Origin of the sequence: Pseudomonas sp. PS02288, from assembly GCF_029959715.1 — a bacterium.
Taxonomy (GTDB): Bacteria; Pseudomonadota; Gammaproteobacteria; order Pseudomonadales; family Pseudomonadaceae; genus Pseudomonas_O; species Pseudomonas_O kuykendallii.
This window is the reverse complement of sequence record NZ_JASCPA010000010.1, coordinates 1-21,212: the sequence shown is the minus strand read 5'-3', so window position 1 is coordinate 21,212 and position 21,212 is coordinate 1. Positions and strand designations below refer to the sequence as shown.

Below are 21,212 nucleotides of genomic sequence, written 5' to 3'. Positions count from 1 at the left end.
TATTCCTCCCGCGGCGCTACAGCCGCGCATAGTGAACGGGGGCCAGGGCCTGCCAGTCGGGCAGGATCAGCGCGGCGACTTCGGGCGGACGCAGGACCGCCGGGTCGATATCCAGCGGGCGGGCGCTGCCCTGGGTGGCGGCGCCGATGAGCACCAGCAGCAGAAGCGCACGCCGGCAACGGCGCAGGGCGAATGCGGACACGGCCTAGCGCTCCAGGTACTGCAGCTTGTCGCCACGGTCGACCCAGTCCTCGGCCTCGCCGAGCGGCGACTTTGAGGCGGCGATCACCGGCCAGACCTCGGCCAGTTCGACGTTGAGCTGGAGGAAATGCGCCTGCCCGGTCGGCAGCGCGTTGTCGGCGAAGATCGCGTCGGCCGGACACTCCGGCGCGCACAGCGAACAGTCGATGCAGGTTTCCGGGTTGATCACGAGGAAGTTCGGCCCCTCGTGAAAGCAGTCCGCCGGGCACACTTCGACGCAGTCGGTGTATTTGCAGCGGATGCAGTTTTCCGTCACCACGTAGGTCATGGCGTGTTTCTCCAGCAGGAAGGTCGAGCCACGCGGCGCCGGGTGCGCCGCGGGAGACGGGGTTCAGGCCGCGGCGTCGAGCTTGGACATGGCCCAGCGCGCCAGTTTGCGAACGTCCGGGTCGGCGTCGTCCATCGCCGCCTCCACGTAGGGCCGCCCGTCCGCGTGGGCAATCGTGCCCAGCGCGCCGATGGCGGCCTTGCGCAGGTTCGGCATTGGGTCATGGCTGCACGCGCCGATGGCGGGAATCGCCGGCACGGCCGCCAGCTTGCCGAGGCTGTCGACGGCTTTCTCGCGCACCTGCCAGAACTCATCCTCGGTCGCCTTGACCAGGGCGGGAACACCGTCCCGGTAGTTCAGCTTGCCGATGCTCACCGCCGCCTCGATGCGCACCTGCCAGTGCTCGTCGCGCAGGATCTGGATGAGCATCGGCCCGACCTGCCCGGCTTCGGCATACACCAGCGCACCGGCGGCGGCGCGACGCACCTCCGGGTCGGCATCGGCGTGGGCGCGCTCCATCAGCGCGGGCAGGTTCTGCAACTGGCGCAGCCAGCCGAGCACCGCCACCGCCTCGCGGCGCACCTGCGGGTCGGCATGGCCCAGGCACTCCAGCGCCGGGCCCTGGCTACGGGGGTCGCGCAAGGCCTTAAGCGCCCGCAGGATGCCGGCGGTCACGAACGGCGCGCTGCTCGCGCTGAGTGCCGCGAGCAGCGGCGTGGCGGCCGCCGGGTCCTTGAGATCGGAGAGTGCATGGGCCGCGGCGTTGCGCACCACTTCGTCGTCGTCACCCAGCGCGGCGAGCAGCGCGTCGGCGATCTCCGCCGCGTCGAACTCGTCGACCACCTTTGCCGCCTCCTGACGAACCGTTGGGTCGGGGTCCTTCAGCGCCAGAATCAGCAACTCGGCCGCTTCGGGTTCGCCGCTGTCGACCAGATCGAGCACCGCGACCCGGCGAATCTCCGGATCGTCGGAGGCCAGCTCGCCGGCCAGGCGCTGCAGTTCGGGATCGTCATATTGTTTCATAAGGTTCTCCGGCATGCGCGGCTGCGCTGATCAGCTCAGCAGGTAGGGAATGTTCACTTTCACGGCGTCCGTCGGGCAGTCGGCCTCGCACGGCATGCAGTACCAGCACTCGTCGTACTTCATGTGCGCCTTGCCGGTCTCTTCGTTGATCCACAGGACGTCCAGGGGGCAGACCTCGATGCAGACGCGGCAGCCCTTGTCGGCGATGCACTTGTCTTCGTCGACGATCACCGGGACGCTGGATGTATGGTTGGCCAATGGCATGAAACTCTCCTCGCACTCGGGCAATGGTTCTGTCGCGCGGGAACGGCACGGCCCGTTCCCGCGTCATGGATGGTCAGCCGTTGGCGGCTTTCTTGACCCGCAAGCGGTTGTAGGCGTCCTTTTCCTCGCCCAGCTCGACCACGTAGTCGGCGATCGGGCGCTTGCCGTGGGCCATGTTGCCGTTGGCGTCCTTGAACAGGCGGCTGTGGTAGAACCACTCGGCGTTGTCCTGCTCGGGGAAGTCGACCCGGTAGTGATAGAGGCCCCAGCGCGATTCCGTGCGGTACAGGGAGGCGCGGGCGGCCATCTCGGCGCAGTCGATGATCGACTGGACCTCCAGCGCGCGCAGCAGCTCGTGCGGGTCGCGGGCAACCAGCTTGTCCACGTCCTCGCGCACGGCGAGGATTCGCTCCAGGCCGATCTCCATCTTGCGGGTGACCTTGGGCGGCTGCAGGTAGTCGTTCACCAGGCGGCGGACCTTGTATTCCATCTGCTCGGGCGGGATGCCATCGGTGCGCGCCAGCGGTGCGCGAATCCGCGCCAGCTCGGCGGCGATGTAGGCTTCGTCCAGCTGCGGTTCGGCGCGGTCCCTGGCGAAGGCCGCCGCGTTCTCGCCGCAGATCTGCCCGTAGACGAACGCCCCGAGCATGTAGCTGTGCGCCACCGAGGCCATGTCGCCGGCGCCGTAGAGGCCCGGCACGGTGGTCGCGCCGGTTTCGTCGGTCCACACGCCCGAGGCGGAATGCCCGCTGCAGAAGCCGACCTCGGAGATGTGCATCTCCACCATCTTCTGCCGGTAGTTGGTCTGCCGGCCGTCATGGAAACGCCCGCGGCTGGGGCGCTCGTTGGTGTGCAGCACCGTCTCGATTTCCTGGATGGTTTCCTCGGCGAGGTGGTCGAGCTTGAGGAAAACCGGGCCGCTGCCCGATTCCAGCTCCTTGAAGAACTCCAGCATCATCTGCCCGGACCAGTAGTCGCACTCGATGAAGCGCTCGCCCGCCGCGTTCGTCGTGTAGCCGCCGAGCGGACCGGTGACGTAGGCGCAGGCCGGGCCGTTGTAGTCCTTGATCAACGGGTTGATCTGGAAGCACTCGAGGTTCGCCAGGTCCGCCCCAACGTGATAGGCCATCGCATGGCCGTCGCCGGAGTTGGCCGGGTTCTCGTAGGTGCCGAACAGGTAGCCCGAGGTCGGCAGGCCGATGCGTCCGGCGGCGCCGGTGGCCATGATCACCGCCTTGGCGCGGATGATGATCGGCTCGCCGGTGCGGGTGTTCACCCCGACCATGCCGGCGATCCGGCCTTCGGCGTCCTTCAGCAGGCGCGTCGCCTGGTAGCGGTTCTCGATTTCCACGCGTACCCGGCGCAGGCGGCGGTAGAGGATCTTCTTGACGTTGTGGCCCTCCGGCATCGGCAGCACGTAGGTGCCGAGGTGGTGGACCTTCTTCATGTCGTAGTCGCCGGTCTCGTCCTTCTGGAAGTGCACGCCCCAGGAGTCGAGCTTCTCGATCATCGGGAACGAGCGCTGGGCGTAGGCCATGATCGCCGGCTGGTGGACGATGCCGTCGTTGGCGATGGTGATTTCGCGCACGTACTGCTCGGGCGTCGCGTGGCCGGGCACCACGGCGTTGTTGAGCCCGTCCATGCCCATGGAAATCGCCCCGGAGCGCTTCACGTTGGCCTTTTCCAGGAGGATCACCCTGAGGTTCGGGTCCTGCTCCTTGACGGTCACCGCGGCCATCGGGCCGGCCGTGCCGCCACCGATCACCAGCACGTCGGTGTCGATCACCGGGATGTCTTGAATCTGCATGCTGCCTCCTATTTCCGCTCGACGCGGAACTGGTACTTGAAGGAATCGCCGCGAAAGCGGAGGTATTCGAAATCGATCGGTCGGCCATTGCGGTCGTGGGTGAGGCGCTCGACGCGCAGGATCGGCTCATCGGCGCCCAGGTTCAGGTGGTGCTGCGCGGCTTCGTCGCAACGCACCGACTCCAGGCCGATGTCCGCCGCGCCCAGCGCGATGCCGAGGCGGTTCTCCAGCAGCGGGAAGATGTCGCCGGACAGGTCGAGGCCGAACAGCCGGCGACCGATGACGAGCGGGAAGTAGCTGCTCTCGACGCACACCGCCTGCTGGTTGAGGTAGCGCACGCGGGTCACCTCGATCACCTCCTCGCCCGTGGCCAGGCCCAGCGCTTCGCTCACCGCGCGCGGCGGCCGGCGTTCCTGGAAGCCGAGCAGGCGCGCACTCGCCGCGTAGCCCTGCGCCGCCATCGCTTCGCCGAAGCCCTGCAGGCGCTGGATGTTCTGCACCGCCTTCGGCCGGCTGACGTAGGTGCCTTTGCCCTGGGCGCTGAACACCAGGCCTTCGCTGTGCAGGTCGCTGAGCGCCTGGCGAACGGTGATGCGGCTGACGCCGAAGGCGCCCATCAGGCTCTTTTCCGAGGGCAGTTGCTGATGCGTGGCGTAACCGCCCTCGAGAATCTGCCGGCGCAGTTGATCGCGAATCTGCGCATACAACGGCTGCGGCGAATCACTCGGGTTGAGGGTCGCTACGGCAAGGTTCATATCGGCTCCTCCCTACTTGTTATGACAAGTTATAAACTAGCGAATGGATTGTCAATGTCCGATCCGCCCTCGATGAACCGGCCGTCGCCAGCACCGTCAGGCGCCCGCGGAAATTCAGCGGCTGGCGTTCTGTTGCTCGAAGGCGCGCAGGGTTTCCTGGCGGATCAGCGCCAGGCATTCACGCTTCAGCGCGATGAATGCCGGCTCGGTGAGCAGGTCCTGGCTGCGCGGTCGCGGCAGCCTGACCGGGATGTCCGCGATGATCCGCCCCGGACTCGCGCTCATCACCACGATGCGGTCGGAGAGGAACACCGCCTCGTCGATGTCGTGGGTGACGAACAGCACGGTGTTATGGAACTCCCGCCAGATATCCAGCAGGTTCTCCTGCATCATGATCCGCGTCTGCGCGTCCAGCGCGCCGAACGGCTCGTCCATCAGCAGCACGCTGGGATAGTTGGCCAGCGCGCGGGCGATGCCGACGCGCTGCTGCATGCCGCCGGACAGGGTCTCGGGAAAGGCATCCTCGTAGGCCGAGAGGCCGACCAGCCCGAGGAAGGTGCGCCCCACCTGATCCGCCTCGAACTTGCCGACACCCGCCATCAGCGGCCCGAAGGCGACGTTCTCCTTGACCGTCTTCCAGGGGAACAGAGAATGCTGCTGGAACACCATGCCGCGCTCGGGCCCGGGGCCCTTCACCCGCTGGCCGTCGACGCGCAACTCGCCAGCGCAGGGTTCGACGAAGCCGGCGACCGCATTGAGCAGGGTCGACTTGCCGCAGCCGGACGGTCCCAGCAGGCAGACGAACTCGCCTGGGCGAATCTCCAGGTTGGCGTCCTGCACCGCCACGCGGCGCCCGGCATCGCTGCCGAACTCCACCTGCACGTTGCGAACGCTGATGTGGCCCTTGCGACTGCTGCCTTCCTGGCTGCGCGCCAAGCGACTGTGGTCGAGCACGGCGAGACGGTTGAGCTGGGTGGCGCTGTTCATGTCCTGATCCTCCACGGGCGACGGGGCGGGGCTTGCCGAAGGTGCGTCCACTCAGTGCCCTCCGCGCTTCTGCCAGCGCAGCAGCGGCGAACAGGCAAGCCGCACGAGCAGCGTGCAGAGCGTGCCGAGGCCGCCGATGGCGAGCATGCCGATGATGATCTTGGGGTACTCGATGAGGGTGTAGGAGGCCCAGGTGAAGTAGCCGATGCCGTACTGCCCGCTGATGATTTCCCCCGCCAGCAGCGAGAACCAGGCGACGCCCATGCCCACCGCCAGGCCGGTGACGATGCTCGGCATGGCGCCGGGAATCACCACATGCCAGAGGATCGCCGTGCGACTGGCGCCGAGGCTGCGCGCGGCGCGCACCAGCAGCTTGGAACTCTGCTCGACGCCCTGGCAGGTGTTCAGCACCACCGGGAACAACGCGCCGAGGAAGGTGATGAAGATGATGCTCGACTCCTCGCTGGGCATCATCAGGATCGCCAGCGGAATCCACGCCACCGCCGGAATCGGCCGGAGCAGCTCGATGTACGGCAGGATGATGTCCTCGGCCAGCGGCGAACGGCCCATGGCGATGCCGAGGGAAACGCCGAGCACCGCCGCCAGGGCGAAGGCAATGCCGATACGCTGCAGGCTATGCAGGATGTGCAGGTAGAACTCGCCGCTGGACAGTTCCACCAGCAGCGCCTGCCAGACCGCGACCGGGGTCGGCACGTTGTCGAACTTGACGAACAGCTCGAAGCCGGTGCTCGACGCCAACTGCCAGAGCAGCAGCGCCACCAGCAGCGCCAGGCTGCGCACCAGGTAACGCCGGACCCGCAACGGCACCTTGCGTTGCGGGGCGCTGGCGACCGGCAGCACAGCGGCCGGCGGCACCTCGTGAACGGGAACACTCGGCGCCTCCACCGGCTTGAAGACGGGACTGGGTTTCACACTCATCACACACCTCGCGGCTACACGGGGCACGGGCTCTGCGAGCCGCGTACAAGGCATTGCGGGTCGGCGGCGGGATCTGGCGTCCCGCTCGTCCGCTGCGGATTCAGTCGGCGGCGGCCACCTTGGCGTCGGCGAAGGCGGCCAGCGTCAGAGGCTTGCCTCCGGACTGGGCGACGTACTGTTCGGAATCGACCTTCTTGCGAAAGGCGACGACCGCGCCGGAAGCGTCCTGCACCAGGTAGGCCGACTTGCCGAACAGCTTGATCCCGCTCGGCTTGTCGTAGACATAGCTGGCGTTGACCTTCTTGCCCGCCGCGCCGGCCTGCTTATAGGCCTCGAGCATCGCTGCGACGCTGTCGTAACCGACTACGCCGGCGTCGGCGAACCAGATTTCCGCCGGCTTGAGCGCCGGGTTGCCGGGGATCGGCTCGACCATCGCCTGCAGCGCCGCCGGGTAATCCTGGCCAGCGGCGGCGTAGGCCTTCTTCAGGTAGCTGTCGTCGATCCACTGGGCGAAGTCGAGGTCGGGAATCTGCTTCTCCTTCTGCAGCAGCGCGTGGTCGTACTTCAGCGCCTCGACCCAGGCCGGCTTGATGCTGGCGTCCATCGTGGTGATGCCGCCCGCGCTGAAGTAGAGATAGAGCACCTCCTTGTCGACGCCGGTCCATTCGGCCACCTGGGTCGCCGCGCGCACCGGATCGGCCTGGATCCACCGCTGCGCCTCCAGCGTGGCCCGCAGCACCGCCTCGACCACTTCCGGGTATTCCTTCGCGTAGTCCTCGCGCACGACGATGCCGTGGAAGGTGGGAATGCCCGCCTCGCTGCCGTCGAAGATCTTCCGTCCGGTACCGCGGAACTCCATGATTTCCGACCACGGGCAGAAGTCGGCATGCGCGTCGATCTTGCCCGCGGCGATGTTCGCCGCGCCCACCGGCGGCGCCTGGTTGATGATCGTCACCTGGTCGAACAGCTTGGCGTCACGCAGGGCTTTCAGCGTCATGCCCCAGGCGGCGCTGCCCACCGGCGTGGAAATCGACTTGCCGGCGAGATCCGCGAGGCTCTGCGCCGAAGAGCCGGTCGGCACCACGATGCCGTTGCCGGTGCCGCGGAGGTTGTAGCCGGTGATACCGACCAGGCGCGTCTGCAGCTTGCCGGTTTCCTGGAACTTGGCGCCGTTGACGATCAGCGGGTAATCGCCCATCACGCCGAAATCGAGCTTGCCGGCGAGCATCTGGTTGGTGATCGGCGGGCCGGAATCGTAGTCCTTGAAATCGATCTTGTAGCCGGCATCCGCGTACTTGCCGTCCTTGGGCAGGTATTTCTCGATCAGCTTGAGCTTCTCCAGGACCACGCCGCCGGAGACCGTATTGGTCACCATGCTCTGGTGGCCGATGCCGATACGGATGGTTTCGGCGAACGCTGGGTTGCCCAGCATCGACAGTGACGCGAACACGCATGACACGATCAGGCTTTTACGGTTGTTCATGGTTGTGCACCTGTAGTCCGGGCAACTTGTACTAACAAGCCATAACGGCTTCAAATACGGGTGCATTGGCCGTGCCACTTGGTTGCAGCAGGGTCATAGCCGCTTGTTTCTCAAGGATTATTTGATGGAGGGAGGCTCAGGCCTCCGGGCCGTTGCGGCACGCCGTTGCGCCCTCCGCTGGTGCGAGCGGAGCGGCCGGGTTCCAGCGAGGCGCAGGCCGCGCGCGGATCGATGCGACAAGTAGGACAAGTGCCGGCGCCGGCCGGCGGCAGAAACGAAGAGACCGTCCATGGACGGTCTCGGGGACTGTGCAAGGAAACTAGCGGTCGACGCGCAGGCGGTACTGGAACGCATCGCCGCGGTAGTAGAGGAACTCGAAATCCAGTGGCGTGCCATCGGCGGCATGGGTAAGGCGTTCGATGCGCATGATCGGCGCATCCACCGACACCTGCAGCGCCTTGGCCAGCTCGGCGTCGGCGAGGATCGCGTCGATGGCCAGGTCGGCGTGGCCCAGCGGCACGCCGCAATCGTTTTCCAGGATCAGGAAGATGTCACGGGTCACCAGGTCGGCTTTCTGCAGGCGCTCGCCGAGCGTCTGGCTCAGGTAAGTGACCTCCAGCGACACCGGCTCGCGGTTGATCAGCCGTACCCGCTTGATCTCGCAGACCGTGGTGCCCTCCGCCATCCCCAGGCGCTCCGCCACCAGCCGCCCGGCCGGCACGAAGCGCTGGCTGAGCATGCGGTTGAGCACCTCGTGGCCGGACGCCGACATCGCTTCCGAAAGGCCCTGCAAGGTGCTGACGTTCTGCACCGCCTTGGGCTTGGCGACGAACGTGCCCTTGCCGTGGATCTTGAAGATCAGCCCTTCCTTCTGCAGGTCGCCCAGCGCCTGGCGCACGGTGATGCGGCTGACCCCGTAGGCCTCGCCCAGTTCGCTTTCCGAGGACATCCGCGTATGCGGCGCGAACACCCCGTCGAGAATCTGCGCGCGCAGCAATTCCTTGAGCTGGGTGTACAGCGGCACTGGCGAATGGGGAATCAGTTGGGCGGGCGTCTTGGAGTTCATCGGGTACGCGTCATGACGAGTCGTGACATGAACTGTAAAGCAAGACTCGGCAACCGGCCATGTGCCGCTGCGAACAACTCGCATCGGCGCCGGAGCAACGAACCGGGGAAACGGCGACGAGGCGCCGGCCGACTCAGGACTGGACGCTCGCCGCCGGGTTGATCACGCGGCCCAGGCCAAGGTTGCGCAACGCCAGATGCAGCGTGCTGTGGATGACCTGCGGGTTGTCGATGGTCATCAGTTGCGTCAGCAATTCCTTCGCCTTGCTCAGGCTTATCTGCCGCAGCAGCCACTTCACCTTGGGCAGGTTGGTGGCGTTCATCGACAGGCTGTCGAAGCCCATCGCCAGCAGCAGTACGGCGGCGGAAGGATCGCCGGCCATCTCGCCGCAGATGCTCACCGGCTTGCCCTCGGCATGCGCGTCGCGGACCACGTGCTGCAGCGCCTGCAGCACCGCGGGGTGCAGGTAGTCGTAGAGGTCGGCGACCCGCGGGTTGTTGCGGTCCACCGCCAGCAGGTACTGGGTCAGGTCGTTGGAGCCGACCGAAAGGAAGTCCACCTGCCGCGCCAGATCGCGGGTCTGGTAGACCGCCGCGGGGATCTCGATCATCACGCCCACCGGCGGCAGCGGCACGTCGGTGCCCTCGTCGCGCACCTCGCCCCAGGCGCGGTGGATCAGGTGCAGCGCCTCTTCCAGTTCGTGGATGCCGGAAATCATCGGCAGCAGGATGCGCAGGTTGTTCAGCCCCTCGCTGGCCTTGAGCATGGCGCGCGCCTGAACCAAGAAGATTTCCGGGTGATCGAGGGTGACGCGGATGCCGCGCCAGCCGAGGAACGGGTTGCTTTCCTTGATCGGGAAATACGACAGCGCCTTGTCGCCGCCGATGTCCAGGGTACGCATGGTCACCGGCAGCGGGTGAAAGGCGGCGAGCTGCTCGCGGTAGATCGCCAGCTGTTCCTTCTCGCTGGGGAAGCGCTGGCCGTTCATGAACGGCACTTCGCTGCGGTACAGGCCGACGCCCTCGGCGCCGCGCTCCTGCGCGCGCACCACGTCGGCGAGCAGGCCGGTGTTGACCCACAGCGGCATGCGATGACCGTCCAGCGTCTCGCACGGCAGCGCGCGCAGCGCGTCCAGGCCCTGGGTCAGCTGGCGCTCCTCCTCGACCACCTCGGCGTACTGCCGGCGGAGGATTTCGCTGGGGTTGGTGAAGACCTCGCCGTGGTAGCCGTCGACGATCAGCTGGATGCCGTCGACCTTGGAGTACGGCAGGTCGACCACGCCCATCACCGTGGGAATGCCCATGGCGCGGGCGAGGATCGCCACGTGGGAGTTGCCCGAGCCCTGCACCGAGACCAGGCCGACCAGCTTGCCCTGCGGCACTTCGCCGAGCATCGCCGGCGACAATTCCTCGCTGACCAGGATGGTGTTGTCGTCGTAGACCAGGTTCTGCTTGCGCTCTTCCTGCAGGTAGGCGAGCAGGCGGCGGCCGATGTCGCGCACGTCGGAGGCGCGCTCGCGCAGGTAGTGATCGTCCATCAGCTCGAAGCGCTTGACATGCTCCATCACCACCTGGCGCAGCGCGCCCTGGGCCCACTGGCCGGTGCGAATCACGCGCTTCACTTCCAGGCCGATGGAGGCGTCGTCGAGCATCATCAGGTAGACGTCGAACAGCGCGCGCTCTTCCTTGCGCAGCTGGCTGGCGAGCTTGCTGGAGAGCTCGCGCATGTCCTGGCGCACGCCCTCGAGCGCCGCCTTGAAGCGCTCGACCTCGGCCTCGATGTCCTTGATCGGTTTGTCCGGCACCACTTCGAGGTCCGCCGGCGGCAGCACCACCACCGCGGTACCGACCGCCGCGCCGGGCGCGCCGGGCACGCCGACGAAGCGCGCCTCCTGGATGCCCTTGCCCTGGCGGCCCAGGCCGCGGATCGAACCGGTGGCCTCGGCGTGGGCGATGACGCCGGCGAGCTGCGCGCTCATGGTCACCAGGAAGGCTTCCTCGCCCTCGTCGAACTGGCGGTTTTCCTTCTGCTGGATCACCAGAACGCCCATCACCCGGCGGTGGTGGATGATCGGCGCGCCGAGGAAGGAGGCGTAGCGCTCCTCGCCGGTCTCGGCGAAGTAGCGGTAGCGCGGGTGATCGGAGGCGTTTTCCAGGTTGAGCGGTTCTTCGCGGGTGCCGACCAGGCCGACCAGGCCTTCGTTCGGCGCCATGCTGACCTTGCCGATGGAGCGCTTGTTGAGGCCCTCGGTAGCCATCAGCACGAAGCGGTTGGTGTCCGGATCGAGCAGGTAGACCGAGCAAACGTGGCTGCCCATGGCCTCCTTGACCCGCAACACGATGATGCCCAACGCCGCCTTGAGGTCCTTGGCGGCATTCACTTCCTGGACGATCTTACGCAGCACGTTGAGCATGGCTCGGCTCTAGGTCGGTGGTCAGTCCCGCGCCAGCAGGCGTGGGGCGAGTTCTTTCAGGGCCCGGCGGTAAACCTCGCGCTTGAAGGTCACCACCTGGCCCAGCGGATACCAGTAACTGACCCAGCGCCAGCCGTCGAACTCTGGCTTGCCGGTCAGGTCCATGCGCACCCGCTCCTCCGAGCCGGTCAGGCGCAGGAGGAACCATTTCTGTTTCTGGCCGATGCACAGCGGCTGGCTGTTGGTGCGCACCAGGCGCTGGGGCAGGCGGTAGCGCAACCAGCCGCGGGTGCAGGCGAGGATGCGCACATCCTGCTCCTCGAGACCGACTTCCTCGGTCAACTCGCGAAAAAGCGCTTCTTCGGGGGTTTCGCGGTCGTTGATACCGCCTTGAGGGAACTGCCAGGAATCCTGATTGATGCGACGCGCCCAGAGCACCTGCCCGACATCATTGGTCAGGATGATGCCGACATTGGGGCGGAAACCATCAGGATCGATCACGGCGAACAACCTCGTAAACGCATGTTTCGGCATTGTTCCATAAAAGGGCACGCGGCCGAAAGGCGGCTGGCGCCTGCGCGCGGAGATTGGCCGAAATCGCCGTCGCGGCATGCCGCAAATGCCGGCGTACCTGCAGCGCGCGGGGCTTTTTCGCTATGCTGCGGGCTTTTCGCCAAGAGAGGTTCACCGTGCGCCTGGCCCTATTCGATCTCGACAACACCCTCCTGGGCGGCGACAGCGACCACGCCTGGGGCGACTGGCTGTGCGCCCGCGGCATCCTCGACGGCGTCGCCTACAAGGCGCGCAACGACGCCTTCTACCAGGACTACCTGGCCGGCAAGCTGGACATCCAGGCGTACCTCAACTTCAGCCTGGAAATCCTTGGCCGCAGCGAGATGCGGCAACTGGCCGACTGGCACCTGGAGTTCATGAAGGAATGCATCGAGCCGATCATCCTGCCCAGGGGCGAAGCGCTGCTCGCCGAGCACCGCGCGGCCGGCGACAAGCTGCTGATCATCACCGCCACCAACCGCTTCGTCACCCAGCCCATCGCCGCGCGCCTGGGCGTGGAGACGCTGCTCGCCACCGAGTGCGAGATGGCCGACGGGCGCTACACCGGGCGCACCACCGACGTGCCCTGCTTCAAGGAAGGCAAGGTCACGCGGCTGAACCGCTGGCTCGCGGAGAACGGCCTGGATCTCTCCGACAGCGCCTTCTACAGCGACTCGATGAACGACCTGCCGCTGCTCGAACAGGTCACCCGCCCGGTCGCCGTCGACCCCGACCCGACCCTGCGCGCAGAGGCCGAGCGCCGCGGCTGGCCGGTCATCACGCTGCGCTAAGCGGCGCCGCGCCCCGGTTGCGCCACCACAATCCGGCCAGCACGGCGAGCATCAGCCCGCCGCCGCCGTACAGCCAGATGAAACCGCCGGGCAGCGCCACCAGCAGGAACGCCAGCACCGGCCCCAGCGCGGCGCCCAGATCCTGGGCCACGGAGTAGCGCGTCATCGCCCGCACCACGTCGCCGCGCCGGGCGGCATCCGCCGCCAGCGCATCGTTGAGCGTGGTCAGCGCGGTGCACAGCAGCATCACCAGCAGGCAGGTCGGCAGCCACAGGCCCATCGGCAAGCCGCTGCCGAGCCCGGCGAACCCCAGCGCGCCCAGCACCAGCGTGCCGATCAGCAGCGGCAGGCGGCCGCGCGCGCCATCGCTCCAGTGACCGATGCGGCCACCCAGCCAGGTTTCCCAGCTCCAGCGCGCCGCCTGCAGCAGCCCGGACAGCGCGGTGACGCTGAGCAACAGGCCGAACAGGTCGATGCGGGCGCCGTAGTAATGCTCGATCAGGGCGCTGAGCGTCGCGGCAAGCACGCCCTGTATCAGCAGCGCGATGCAGAAGCCACTGAGTACCACGCGGTTCCAGAAGCGTCCGAGCAGCGGCTCGCCCTGCGTCACCACCGCGGCAGCGGACGCCGCCTGCTCGTGGCCCGGCGGCAGCCGGAAGCCCATCAGCAACAGCGGGATGCCGAGCAGCGAGGCGATGCCGAAACCGGCGGCCAGCGCCGGCAATCCGTAGCGCGGCACCAGCAACCCGCCGATCAGCATGCCGCCGAGGCTGCCGAGCCGGTACAGTCCGTTGTACAGCCCCATCGCCCGCCCGCGACCGCCCTCGGCCGCGCTGTAGACCACCGTCGACATGCCGCCGATGCGGAAAAACGACCAGGCCACGCCCCACAGCGCCCGCAGAGCCAGCCAGGCGACGAAGCTGCTGGCCAGCGCGTAGCCGAGCGTGGTGATGACGCCGAGAACAACCGCCAGCAGCAGCCCGGTCTTCAGCGAGATGCGCCGGTACAGCGCGCCGATCAGCGGGTTGAACGGCAGGCGCACCAGCCGGTTCACCGACAGCAGCACGCCGACCTGCCAGAGCGAATCCAGCCCCGCCTCGCGCCAGTAGATCGGCAGGGCGATATAGAGCATCGAGTCGCCGGTCAGACAGAGGGCGGTCACCAGCGCCACGACGACGACGGCGGAGGGGGCTTTTCTGGCTGCCTGCGTCATCAAAAGCCCTTGTTCACCATGAGATGGAAGATGATCAGAAAAGCCGCGAACGCCGGCCAGCCGAGGATGAACCACAGGCGCATGTAGCGCGCGGCGACCGGCGCGATGGGCGTGCCGTCGCGCAGCGCGTCCTCGGCGAGGCGATGGATGCGGATCTGCAGCCAGACCACCGGAAGCCAGCAGGCGCCGGCGAACACGTAGAGCCCCAGGCTCCAGAGCAGCCACGGCTGGGTGATATCGAAGCCGGCCAGGTGCGCCAGACCCAGCCCGGAAAGCGGCTGGAACACCGCCGCGGTGGCGGTGAACACCCAGTCGGCGAAGACCAGGTGGCGGAAGGTCACCGCGATCACCTCGACGCGGCCGCTGAGCCAGGCGCGCAGGCTGTAGTAGGCCGAACCCAGGCCGGTGCCGAAGAGGACCGTGGACGAGAGGATGTGCAGCGTCTTGAGGGTCAGGTAGAAGCTCATCGGCGCATTTGTCCAGCTCCAGCCTCGGTCCACAACAGCCAGAGCGTGGCGACCATCAGGACCAGATTCTTGCCCAGCGCGGCGAATGGATCGAACCAGTAGTACGGCAGGATCGCCGTGAGGATCAGGCTGTAGCCGAGCATCAGCGCCAGCTGCGCGCGCAGGGCCGGCTTGCGCCAGCGGCGGCTGAGCAGGCCGAGGCCGAGCAGCGCGTCGCAGACGGCACCGACGCGAACCACCCAGGCCGCGCCCTCGCCGCGCACGCCGGCCTCGGCGAGGATGCTCAGGCCCCAGTTGAAGCCCGGCCCGAGGCAGACGTAGGCGGTGCCCAGCCAGACCAGCAGCAGGGTCGCCAGCAGCAACGGGCGCAGGGCATCGCTGGCGGTGCTGCGGGCGTCCGGCCACTCGTGCAGGCGCGCGCGCAAGGGCGCCACGCGGTAGCCGCAGGCATCCTGCAGCGGCTCGCCGGAGGCGATGTTGTCGCGCCGCGCCAGCGTGCGCGTCTGCGAATTCAGCGCGCGCCAGCCGAAGGTGTCGCCGAGGAAGGCGCCGATCGCCGCCAGCCAGCCCGGCAGCGCGAAGGTCAGCGCGCGCCCGCGGCCCTGCTGGCGACGCAGCAACTGGACGATCTCGGCCTGGGTCATCGGCTCGCCGCCCACCACCGGCAGCACGCAGGATTCCTCCGGCCAGTGCCGCAGCAGCGCCAGCACGGCGCCTACCAGATCGTCGATGTGCAACGGCTGCAGCTGCGCGCGGGTATCCAGCAGCGGCGCCAGCGGCCACACCGACAGGCGCCCGAGCCAGGCGCTGCTGGCGCTGCCCTGGCCGAGTACCAACGACGGGCGCAGCACCACGGCCGGCACGCCGAGTTCGAGCAGGTGGTCGTCGGCGATGGCCTTGCTCGCCAGAAAGGGCACGTCGCGCTGGCTGCCGGCGCCCAATGCAGAAATGTGGATGACCTTCACCGGCCATTGCGCGGCGAGATCGAAGAGCGCGCGGGTACCGCGGTGCTGCACGCGGTCGAGGTGTTCGGCGTCGGTATCGAGCAGCCCGGCGGCGTTGATCAGCAGCTCGACCTGCTCCGGCCAGCCGAACGCCGTGGGGTCGTCCGCCAGCGTGGCGAGGTCCAGCGCGCGCCAGATTACGCCCGGCAGCTCGGCGCCCCTGCCCGAGCGCGAGGTGGCGACCACTTCATGGCCGCCCGCCTGCAGGGCCGTCAGCAGGTGACGGCCGATGAAACCGCCCGCGCCCACCAACAGGATGCGCATCGGTCAGCCGAGGAACAGTTTGTAGGCGGGGTTCTCGGTCTCGTCCCAGTAGGGATAGCCGATGGCTTCCAGAGCGGCCGGCACCTGGTGACGCTCCTCCGGCGGCACCTGCAGCGCGGCCAGTACGCGACCGTCGGCGGCGCCATGGTTGCGGTAATGGAACATCGAGATGTTCCAGCGCCCGCCGAGCTTGTTGAGGAAGTTGAACAGCGCGCCCGGCCGCTCGGGGAACTCGAAGCGCAGCACCATCTCGTCGTCGACCTGCGCGCTGTGGCCGCCGACCATGTGGCGGATATGCAGCTTGGCCAGCTCGTTGTCGGTCAGGTCGAGCACCGGGAAGCCCTGGCCACGGAGGTTTTCCACCAGCGCCGCGCGCGGGTCGTTCTCCGGGTGGGTCTGCACGCCGACGAATATCTGCGCCTCGCGCGCGCTGTGGTAGCGGTAGTTGAATTCGGTGATCTGGCGCTTGCCGATCGCCTCGCAGAAGGCCTTGAAGCTGCCGGGCTGCTCGGGGATGGTCACGGCGATGATCGCCTCGCGCTTCTCGCCCAGCTCCGCGCGCTCGGCGACGTGGCGCAGGCGGTCGAAGTTGACGTTGGCGCCGGAGTCGATCGCCACCAGTGTCTGCCCGCGCACGCCGTCGCGCTCGACGTACTTCTTGATCCCGGCCACGCCCAGCGCGCCGGCAGGCTCGGTGATCGAGCGGGTGTCGTCGTAGATATCCTTGATCGCCGCGCAGATTTCGTCGGTGCTGACGGTGATCACTTCGTCGACGTAATGCCGGCAAATCTCGAAGTTGTGCAGGCCGATCTGCGCCACGGCGACACCGTCGGCGAACAGTCCGACCTGCGGCAGCACGACGCGCTCGCCGGCGGCCAGCGCCTGCTGCAGGCAATTGGAGTCGTCCGGCTCGACGCCGATGACCTTGGTCTGCGGGCGCAGGTACTTGATGTAGGCGGCGATCCCGGAAATCAGGCCGCCGCCGCCGACCGGAACGAACACGGCATCCAGCGGGCCCTGGTACTGGCGGAGGATTTCCATCGCCACGGTGCCCTGACCGGCGATCACGTGCGGGTCGTCGTACGGGTGGATGTAGACGTAGCCCTTTTCCTCGACCAGTTTCAGCGAATGCGCCAGCGCCTCGGGGAACGCGTCGCCGTGCAGCACCACCTTGCCGCCGCGGGCGCGCACGCCCTGCACCTTCAGCTCGGGCGTGGTGCGCGGCATGACGATGGTCGCCTCGATGCCCAGCTCGCGGGCAGCCAGCGCCAGGCCCTGCGCGTGGTTGCCGGCCGAGGCGGTGACCACGCCGCGCGCCAGTTCCTCGGCGGACAGCTGCGCCAGCTTGTTGTAGGCACCCCGCACCTTGAAGGAATACACCGGCTGCAGGTCTTCACGCTTGAGCAGAATCTGGTTGCCCAGGCGCTCACTGAGCTGCCTGGCGGGCTGCAGCGGGGTTTCCACGGCGACGTCGTAGACGCGCGAGCTGAGGATCTTCTTGACGTACTGTTCGAGCATCACGGCTTCACTGGCGGGCACTTCGGGGACCCGGAAGTCTACTCCAGCCGTTCCGCCACGGACCACAACGAATGCGCGGTTTTGGCGGTTCGCACGGCTATAATGGTGTCTTTTGAAAGCCCCAGCGGCGCGGAAACGGACATGACCCAGGACCAACTCAAGCAGGCGGTGGCACAGGCCGCGGTCGACTTCATTCTCCCCAAACTCGACGCCAAGAGCATCGTCGGCGTCGGCACCGGCTCCACCGCCAACTGCTTCATCGACGCGCTGGCCCGGCACAAGATGGAGTTCGACGGCGCCGTGGCCAGCTCCGAAGCCACCGCCGCGCGCCTCAAGGGCCACGGGATTCCGGTCTACGAGCTGAACACGGTCAGCGACCTTGAGTTCTACGTCGACGGCGCCGACGAAGCCAACGACCGCCTGGAGCTGATCAAGGGCGGTGGCGCCGCGCTGACCCGCGAGAAGATCGTCGCCGCGGTGGCGCGCACCTTCATCTGCATCGCCGATGGCAGCAAACGCGTGCCGCTGCTCGGCGGCTTCCCGCTGCCCGTGGAGGTGATCCCCATGGCGCGCAGCCACGTCGCCCGGCAGATCGTCAAACTCGGCGGCGATCCGGTGTACCGCGAGGGCGTGCTGACCGACAACGGCAACATCATCCTCGACGTGCACAACCTGCGCATCGACAGTCCGATGGCGCTCGAGGAAGACCTCAACAACATCGTCGGCGTGGTCACCAACGGCCTGTTCGCCGCGCGCCCCGCCGACCTGCTGTTGCTCGGCACCGCCGACGGCGTGCAGACGCTGACCCGCTGAGGGCGGCCGCCCGGCCGTTTCTGCCGCCAGGCGAAGCGCACCTGCCCGGTGCGCTTTTTTTATGGCTCTGGAACGGGCCTGAAAGCCAAATGTAAATCGCCTGATACAAGCGTGTACAAAGGCGACTCATCCATACAGTCAGGCGCCAACCTGACGTTCGTGCCAGGTTAAGGCGCACATCCTGCAAACGGCTCCACGCCAAAAAACAAACCGCAGGAGCGTCTCGTGTCAAAGCTTTCGATTCTGAGCCTGGCCCTGGCCAGTGCACTGCTGCCCAACTGGGCAGGCGCATACGAGTACGGCGAGCATGCCGCCACTACACTCGACACCCTGATCAACGACTATCCGGGTCGCTATCGGGGGACCGCCAACTTCGCCGGCGCCGCGGACTGGATGGCGGCGCAGATGGGCAACAGCTACACCCTGAGCCGGCAGAATTTCACCTGGTCCAACGGCACCCGCGCGTCGCAGAACGTCATCGCCTCCGCCGCCGGCACCACCGACCGTTATGTGGTCATCGGCGCCCACTTCGATACCTACTATGGCAGGCCCACCCTGCAAGGCCTGGACGACAATGGCTCCGGTGCCGCGGTACTCACCGAGATCGCGCGCAACCTCGGCGGCCTGAAGATGGAGAACGGCGTGCAGATCGTCGGCTTCGGCGCCGAGGAAGAAGGCCTGCGCGGCTCCGCCGCCTACGTCGCCTCGCTGGACGCCACCCAGCGCGCCAACATGCTCGGCATGATCAACCTCGACAGCCTGATCACCGGCGACATGATGTACGCCCACGCCGGCATCAACAGCGCGGAGAACCCCGCGTTGGCCGCCTGGCGCGAACAGACCTTTCGCATCGCGAAGGAGCTGAACATCGAGCTGCACAGCAACCCCGGTCTCAACGACGAATATCCAATTGGCACGGGCTGCTGCAGCGACGGCGAATCCTTCGAGGACCTCGGCGTGCCGATCCTCTACGTCGAGGCGACCAACTGGGACATCGGCGACCTGGACGGCTACGAGCAGACCACCAACCCGGCGATTCCCGGTGGCGCGACCTGGCACAACCCGACACTGGACAACGAGGACGTGCTGACCGACGCCTTCGGCGCCGAGCGCATCGAGCAGCGCCTGCGCGACTACTCGCGCCTGCTCAGCCGCCTGGTGCTGGAGCTGACCAACGCCGACCTGCTGGCCTCCACCGCGTCCGGCGGCGCCGTCGCGCGCAACATGCAGGACAACCTGCAGCGCCAGCACCAGACCCTCAGCCGCCTGCACGAACGACGCTGGCTGACGCTGCAGAGCATGAGCCGCGAAACCGGCAGCTTCGACGGCGAGATCGGTGCCGACGGCGAAATCTCCCCCGACCAGGGCTTCGACAAGGCTCCGAACCCGGAGGCCCGTCGCTTCGGCCTGTACATGCTGGGCGACTATCAGCTCAGCGACAGCCTCACCCTGGGCGCCAGCCTGAGCTACCAGAACGGTCGCGACGAGCTGGAGCATCGCGGCAAGCTGGACAACGACACCTGGCTGGCCGGTGTCTACGCCCTGTTCAACGACGGCGGCCCGGCCTGGCTGGCCGGCGACCTCAGCCTGGGTCACGCCAGCTTCGACAGTGATCGCCACCTGCAGATCCAGAGCGAAGGCGGCCCGGTGCTCCTCGACCAGGAACTCAGCGGCGACACCAGCGCGCTGTTCTGGAGCGCCCGCGTCGAAGGCGGCTACGACTTCAGCTTCGGCGAACTGCGCAGCGGCCCCTTCGCCGGCCTGGACTACAGCCACTACCGCATCGACAGCTTCAACGAACGCGAAGACCTGCGCACCGCCCTCGGCTACGAGGATCAGACCTTCGACTCGCTGGAAGCCAGCCTCGGCTGGCGCCTGCGCGGCAACCTGGCGCTGGGCAACGGCATGCAGTTGCAGCCCTACGGCAGCGTGGCACTGGTCAAGGAACTGGGTGACGGTCGCCTCGAAGACATCGACCTGGTCAGCCGTGGCGATCGCCAGGTGCGGGTCGCCGAACTCGGCAGCGTGGACACCCGCTTCGGCCGCGCCCAACTGGGCAGCCGCCTGCTGATCAACCCGATGTTCGCTGTGTTCGCCGAAGCGAACAGCCGCTTCGGCCACAGCGAAGGCAGTCAGACCGGCTACTCGCTGGGGGTCAGCCTGCAGTTCTGACGCAAGACGCCACGCCGCAACGGCGTGGCGTTCACCTGGCGGGTTTCTCGAACTTGTAGAAGAGGTTCGGCTCGCTGACCACGTACAACGCGCCCTCGTCGTCCATCGCCAGACCCTCGGCCTGCGGGACGCTTTTCACCAGGCCGTTCTGCCCGGCGCGCAGCGACAGGCTGCTGATCGGCCGGCCCTCCACGTCCAGCTCCAGGATCATCCGCGACTCGTCGGAGAGCACCAGCAGATGGCCGCTCTGGCGGTCGTACTCGAGACTGGAAAGGTCGCGCACGAACAGCCTGGCATCGCGCTTGCGATCCTCCAGTACGTGCACCGAGATCGACTCCGGCGACGTGCCGTAGGGGAACCCGCGGACCTCGTAGATCCGCACCGGATCGCGCTCCTTGGCGACGAACAGACGCTTGCCCGCGGTATCGTAGCCGAGCCCCTCAAAGCCTTTGTTGCCGTTTGTGCCGATCCCCAAGGAGAGCTTCTGCGCCGAGCTCGCGTCGACCGAGCGGGTGTCCTCGTCCAGTTGCACGCGCACCAGTTGCTGGCGGCGCTCGTCGGCGATCACGTAGACGTTGGGTTCGATGTACTCGACCGCCTCGGGGTCCTTGAAACCCACCAGCTCGACGCTGCGCAGCAGGCGCCCGTCCAGCGACAGCTCGACCAGACGCTGATGCTTGTTGGTCACCGAGAACAGCGTCTTGCGGTCCGGGTCGTAGGTCAGCGCCGAGAGGTCCTCGTCGAGGCCTTCGATCGGCTGGCCGTCCAGCGTCACCCGGTAATCGGGCAGCCATACCGAGCGCGCTTCCCACGCATCGGCGTGGCGCCATTCCTGGAGCGCGAACCAGCCGCGCTCGAACAGGCGGAAGTACTGTCCGCTGAGCACCAGCAGGACGGCCAGCGAGGCGGCCAGGAGTATTTTCGGATTCAGGGCGACACGCATCGAAACTACTACTCGGAAGGGGAAGGTGGCGCAGGGATATCAGGCGGAGCTTACGCCGAGCTGAACGCCCGGCAGGATGCCCGATGAGGCTTTCGCCAAGCCGTCGAAAGCCCGTCGGATCATCGCCCTCGGTGGCCCGCCGCGCGGCGGGCCGCCGGGCGGCAAAGCACCTGGCTGTCGAAGCTCGCACGGCCACCCACTTCCAGCTT

The 21,212-nt window shown here is 67.3% G+C and carries 20 protein-coding genes; 3 read left to right on the top strand and 17 right to left on the bottom strand.

Going from position 1 to position 21,212, the window contains the following annotated elements; translation table 11 throughout:
• Positions 1-16: 16 nt before the first annotated feature.
• The 12 genes from QMX85_RS06310 to QMX85_RS06255 all read right to left on the bottom strand — a co-directional run bounded on the left by QMX85_RS06310 (position 17) and on the right by QMX85_RS06255 (position 11,767).
• Entirely contained in the window at positions 17-202 is a 186-nt protein-coding gene (locus QMX85_RS06310; RefSeq protein WP_282339298.1) for a hypothetical protein, read from the bottom strand.
• 3 nt (positions 203-205) lie between these two features.
• Positions 206-529: a ferredoxin FdxA gene (gene fdxA, locus QMX85_RS06305; protein WP_282339297.1), complete on the bottom strand. Its 324-nt coding sequence runs from the start codon at positions 527-529 to the stop codon at positions 206-208.
• Positions 530-592: 63 nt separating this feature from the next.
• Positions 593-1,552, bottom strand: coding sequence for a HEAT repeat domain-containing protein (locus QMX85_RS06300; RefSeq protein WP_282339296.1), 960 nt, complete (start codon positions 1,550-1,552; stop codon positions 593-595).
• Between the two features lie 30 nt (positions 1,553-1,582).
• Positions 1,583-1,816: a 4Fe-4S dicluster domain-containing protein gene (locus tag QMX85_RS06295; protein ID WP_282339295.1), complete on the bottom strand. Its 234-nt coding sequence runs from the start codon at positions 1,814-1,816 to the stop codon at positions 1,583-1,585.
• A 73-nt stretch (positions 1,817-1,889) separates the two neighbouring features.
• On the bottom strand, positions 1,890-3,623 hold the full coding sequence (locus QMX85_RS06290; RefSeq protein ID WP_090224245.1) for a fumarate reductase/succinate dehydrogenase flavoprotein subunit: 1,734 nt from the start codon (positions 3,621-3,623) through the stop codon (positions 1,890-1,892).
• Positions 3,624-3,631: 8 nt separating this feature from the next.
• A complete protein-coding gene (locus QMX85_RS06285) occupies positions 3,632-4,378 on the bottom strand; it encodes a GntR family transcriptional regulator (protein WP_282339294.1) in 747 nt (248 codons plus the stop codon).
• Positions 4,379-4,492: 114 nt separating this feature from the next.
• Positions 4,493-5,365 carry an ABC transporter ATP-binding protein gene (locus QMX85_RS06280; RefSeq protein ID WP_282339293.1) on the bottom strand — a complete coding sequence of 291 codons (873 nt, stop codon included), beginning with the start codon at positions 5,363-5,365 and terminating at the stop codon, positions 4,493-4,495.
• A 51-nt stretch (positions 5,366-5,416) separates the two neighbouring features.
• On the bottom strand, positions 5,417-6,193 hold the full coding sequence (locus tag QMX85_RS06275) for an ABC transporter permease (protein WP_282339355.1): 777 nt from the start codon (positions 6,191-6,193) through the stop codon (positions 5,417-5,419).
• A 211-nt stretch (positions 6,194-6,404) separates the two neighbouring features.
• On the bottom strand, positions 6,405-7,787 hold the full coding sequence (locus QMX85_RS06270) for an ABC transporter substrate-binding protein (protein ID WP_282339292.1): 1,383 nt from the start codon (positions 7,785-7,787) through the stop codon (positions 6,405-6,407).
• A gap of 319 nt (positions 7,788-8,106) precedes the next feature.
• On the bottom strand, positions 8,107-8,853 hold the full coding sequence (locus tag QMX85_RS06265; protein WP_282339291.1) for a GntR family transcriptional regulator: 747 nt from the start codon (positions 8,851-8,853) through the stop codon (positions 8,107-8,109).
• 133 nt (positions 8,854-8,986) lie between these two features.
• Positions 8,987-11,266, bottom strand: a complete 2,280-nt coding sequence (gene ptsP, locus QMX85_RS06260) for a phosphoenolpyruvate--protein phosphotransferase (RefSeq protein ID WP_273234036.1) — start codon at positions 11,264-11,266, stop codon at positions 8,987-8,989.
• A gap of 21 nt (positions 11,267-11,287) precedes the next feature.
• On the bottom strand, positions 11,288-11,767 hold the full coding sequence (locus tag QMX85_RS06255; RefSeq protein ID WP_282339290.1) for an RNA pyrophosphohydrolase: 480 nt from the start codon (positions 11,765-11,767) through the stop codon (positions 11,288-11,290).
• A gap of 188 nt (positions 11,768-11,955) precedes the next feature.
• On the opposite strand from QMX85_RS06255, the gene QMX85_RS06250 reads away from it, so the two are divergent.
• Entirely contained in the window at positions 11,956-12,609 is a 654-nt protein-coding gene (locus tag QMX85_RS06250) for an HAD family hydrolase (protein ID WP_282339289.1), read from the top strand.
• On the opposite strand, the gene QMX85_RS06245 is transcribed toward QMX85_RS06250, so the two are convergent.
• Genes QMX85_RS06245 through ilvA form a run of 4 tightly spaced genes read right to left on the bottom strand, consistent with a single transcriptional unit; the run spans position 12,596 to position 17,096 of the window.
• Entirely contained in the window at positions 12,596-13,822 is a 1,227-nt protein-coding gene (locus QMX85_RS06245) for an MFS transporter (RefSeq protein ID WP_282339288.1), read from the bottom strand. The two genes, QMX85_RS06250 and QMX85_RS06245, sit on opposite strands and share 14 nt — an antisense overlap.
• On the bottom strand, positions 13,822-14,289 hold the full coding sequence (locus QMX85_RS06240; protein WP_090224260.1) for a DUF2269 domain-containing protein: 468 nt from the start codon (positions 14,287-14,289) through the stop codon (positions 13,822-13,824). The genes QMX85_RS06245 and QMX85_RS06240 overlap by 1 nt, the downstream gene beginning before the upstream one ends.
• On the bottom strand, positions 14,286-15,557 hold the full coding sequence (locus QMX85_RS06235) for an SDR family oxidoreductase (protein ID WP_282339287.1): 1,272 nt from the start codon (positions 15,555-15,557) through the stop codon (positions 14,286-14,288). The genes QMX85_RS06240 and QMX85_RS06235 overlap by 4 nt, the downstream gene beginning before the upstream one ends.
• A gap of 3 nt (positions 15,558-15,560) precedes the next feature.
• Positions 15,561-17,096: a threonine ammonia-lyase, biosynthetic gene (gene ilvA, locus QMX85_RS06230; RefSeq protein WP_282339286.1), complete on the bottom strand. Its 1,536-nt coding sequence runs from the start codon at positions 17,094-17,096 to the stop codon at positions 15,561-15,563.
• Positions 17,097-17,216: 120 nt separating this feature from the next.
• Here ilvA and rpiA point away from each other — a divergent pair, with 120 nt between their 5' ends.
• The gene (rpiA, locus tag QMX85_RS06225) at positions 17,217-17,888 is read left to right on the top strand and encodes a ribose-5-phosphate isomerase RpiA (RefSeq protein ID WP_090224266.1); all 672 of its coding nucleotides are present in this window, start codon (positions 17,217-17,219) and stop codon (positions 17,886-17,888) included.
• A 225-nt stretch (positions 17,889-18,113) separates the two neighbouring features.
• Positions 18,114-20,060, top strand: coding sequence for an autotransporter domain-containing protein (locus QMX85_RS06220; protein WP_282339285.1), 1,947 nt, complete (start codon positions 18,114-18,116; stop codon positions 20,058-20,060).
• 31 nt (positions 20,061-20,091) lie between these two features.
• Here QMX85_RS06220 and QMX85_RS06215 read toward each other — a convergent pair whose 3' ends face one another.
• Positions 20,092-21,003, bottom strand: coding sequence for an SdiA-regulated domain-containing protein (locus QMX85_RS06215; RefSeq protein WP_282339284.1), 912 nt, complete (start codon positions 21,001-21,003; stop codon positions 20,092-20,094).
• Between the last annotated feature and the right edge of the window lie 209 nt (positions 21,004-21,212).

Bases quoted from the DNA above. Each gene is read 5' to 3' on its own strand.
- fdxA (WP_282339297.1), bottom strand. From the start codon at position 529: ATGACCTACGTGGTGACGGAAAACTGCATCCGCTGCAAATACACCGAC.
- QMX85_RS06300 (WP_282339296.1), bottom strand. From the start codon at position 1,552: ATGAAACAATATGACGATCCCGAACTGCAGCGCCTGGCCGGCGAGCTG.
- QMX85_RS06295 (WP_282339295.1), bottom strand. From the start codon at position 1,816: ATGCCATTGGCCAACCATACATCCAGCGTCCCGGTGATCGTCGACGAA.
- QMX85_RS06290 (WP_090224245.1), bottom strand. From the start codon at position 3,623: ATGCAGATTCAAGACATCCCGGTGATCGACACCGACGTGCTGGTGATC.
- QMX85_RS06285 (WP_282339294.1), bottom strand. From the start codon at position 4,378: ATGAACCTTGCCGTAGCGACCCTCAACCCGAGTGATTCGCCGCAGCCG.
- QMX85_RS06280 (WP_282339293.1), bottom strand. From the start codon at position 5,365: ATGAACAGCGCCACCCAGCTCAACCGTCTCGCCGTGCTCGACCACAGT.
- QMX85_RS06270 (WP_282339292.1), bottom strand. From the start codon at position 7,787: ATGAACAACCGTAAAAGCCTGATCGTGTCATGCGTGTTCGCGTCACTG.
- QMX85_RS06265 (WP_282339291.1), bottom strand. From the start codon at position 8,853: ATGAACTCCAAGACGCCCGCCCAACTGATTCCCCATTCGCCAGTGCCG.
- ptsP (WP_273234036.1), bottom strand. From the start codon at position 11,266: ATGCTCAACGTGCTGCGTAAGATCGTCCAGGAAGTGAATGCCGCCAAG.
- QMX85_RS06245 (WP_282339288.1), bottom strand. From the start codon at position 13,822: ATGACGCAGGCAGCCAGAAAAGCCCCCTCCGCCGTCGTCGTCGTGGCG.
- QMX85_RS06240 (WP_090224260.1), bottom strand. From the start codon at position 14,289: ATGAGCTTCTACCTGACCCTCAAGACGCTGCACATCCTCTCGTCCACG.
- QMX85_RS06235 (WP_282339287.1), bottom strand. From the start codon at position 15,557: ATGCGCATCCTGTTGGTGGGCGCGGGCGGTTTCATCGGCCGTCACCTG.
- rpiA (WP_090224266.1), top strand. From the start codon at position 17,217: ATGACCCAGGACCAACTCAAGCAGGCGGTGGCACAGGCCGCGGTCGAC.
- QMX85_RS06215 (WP_282339284.1), bottom strand. From the start codon at position 21,003: ATGCGTGTCGCCCTGAATCCGAAAATACTCCTGGCCGCCTCGCTGGCC.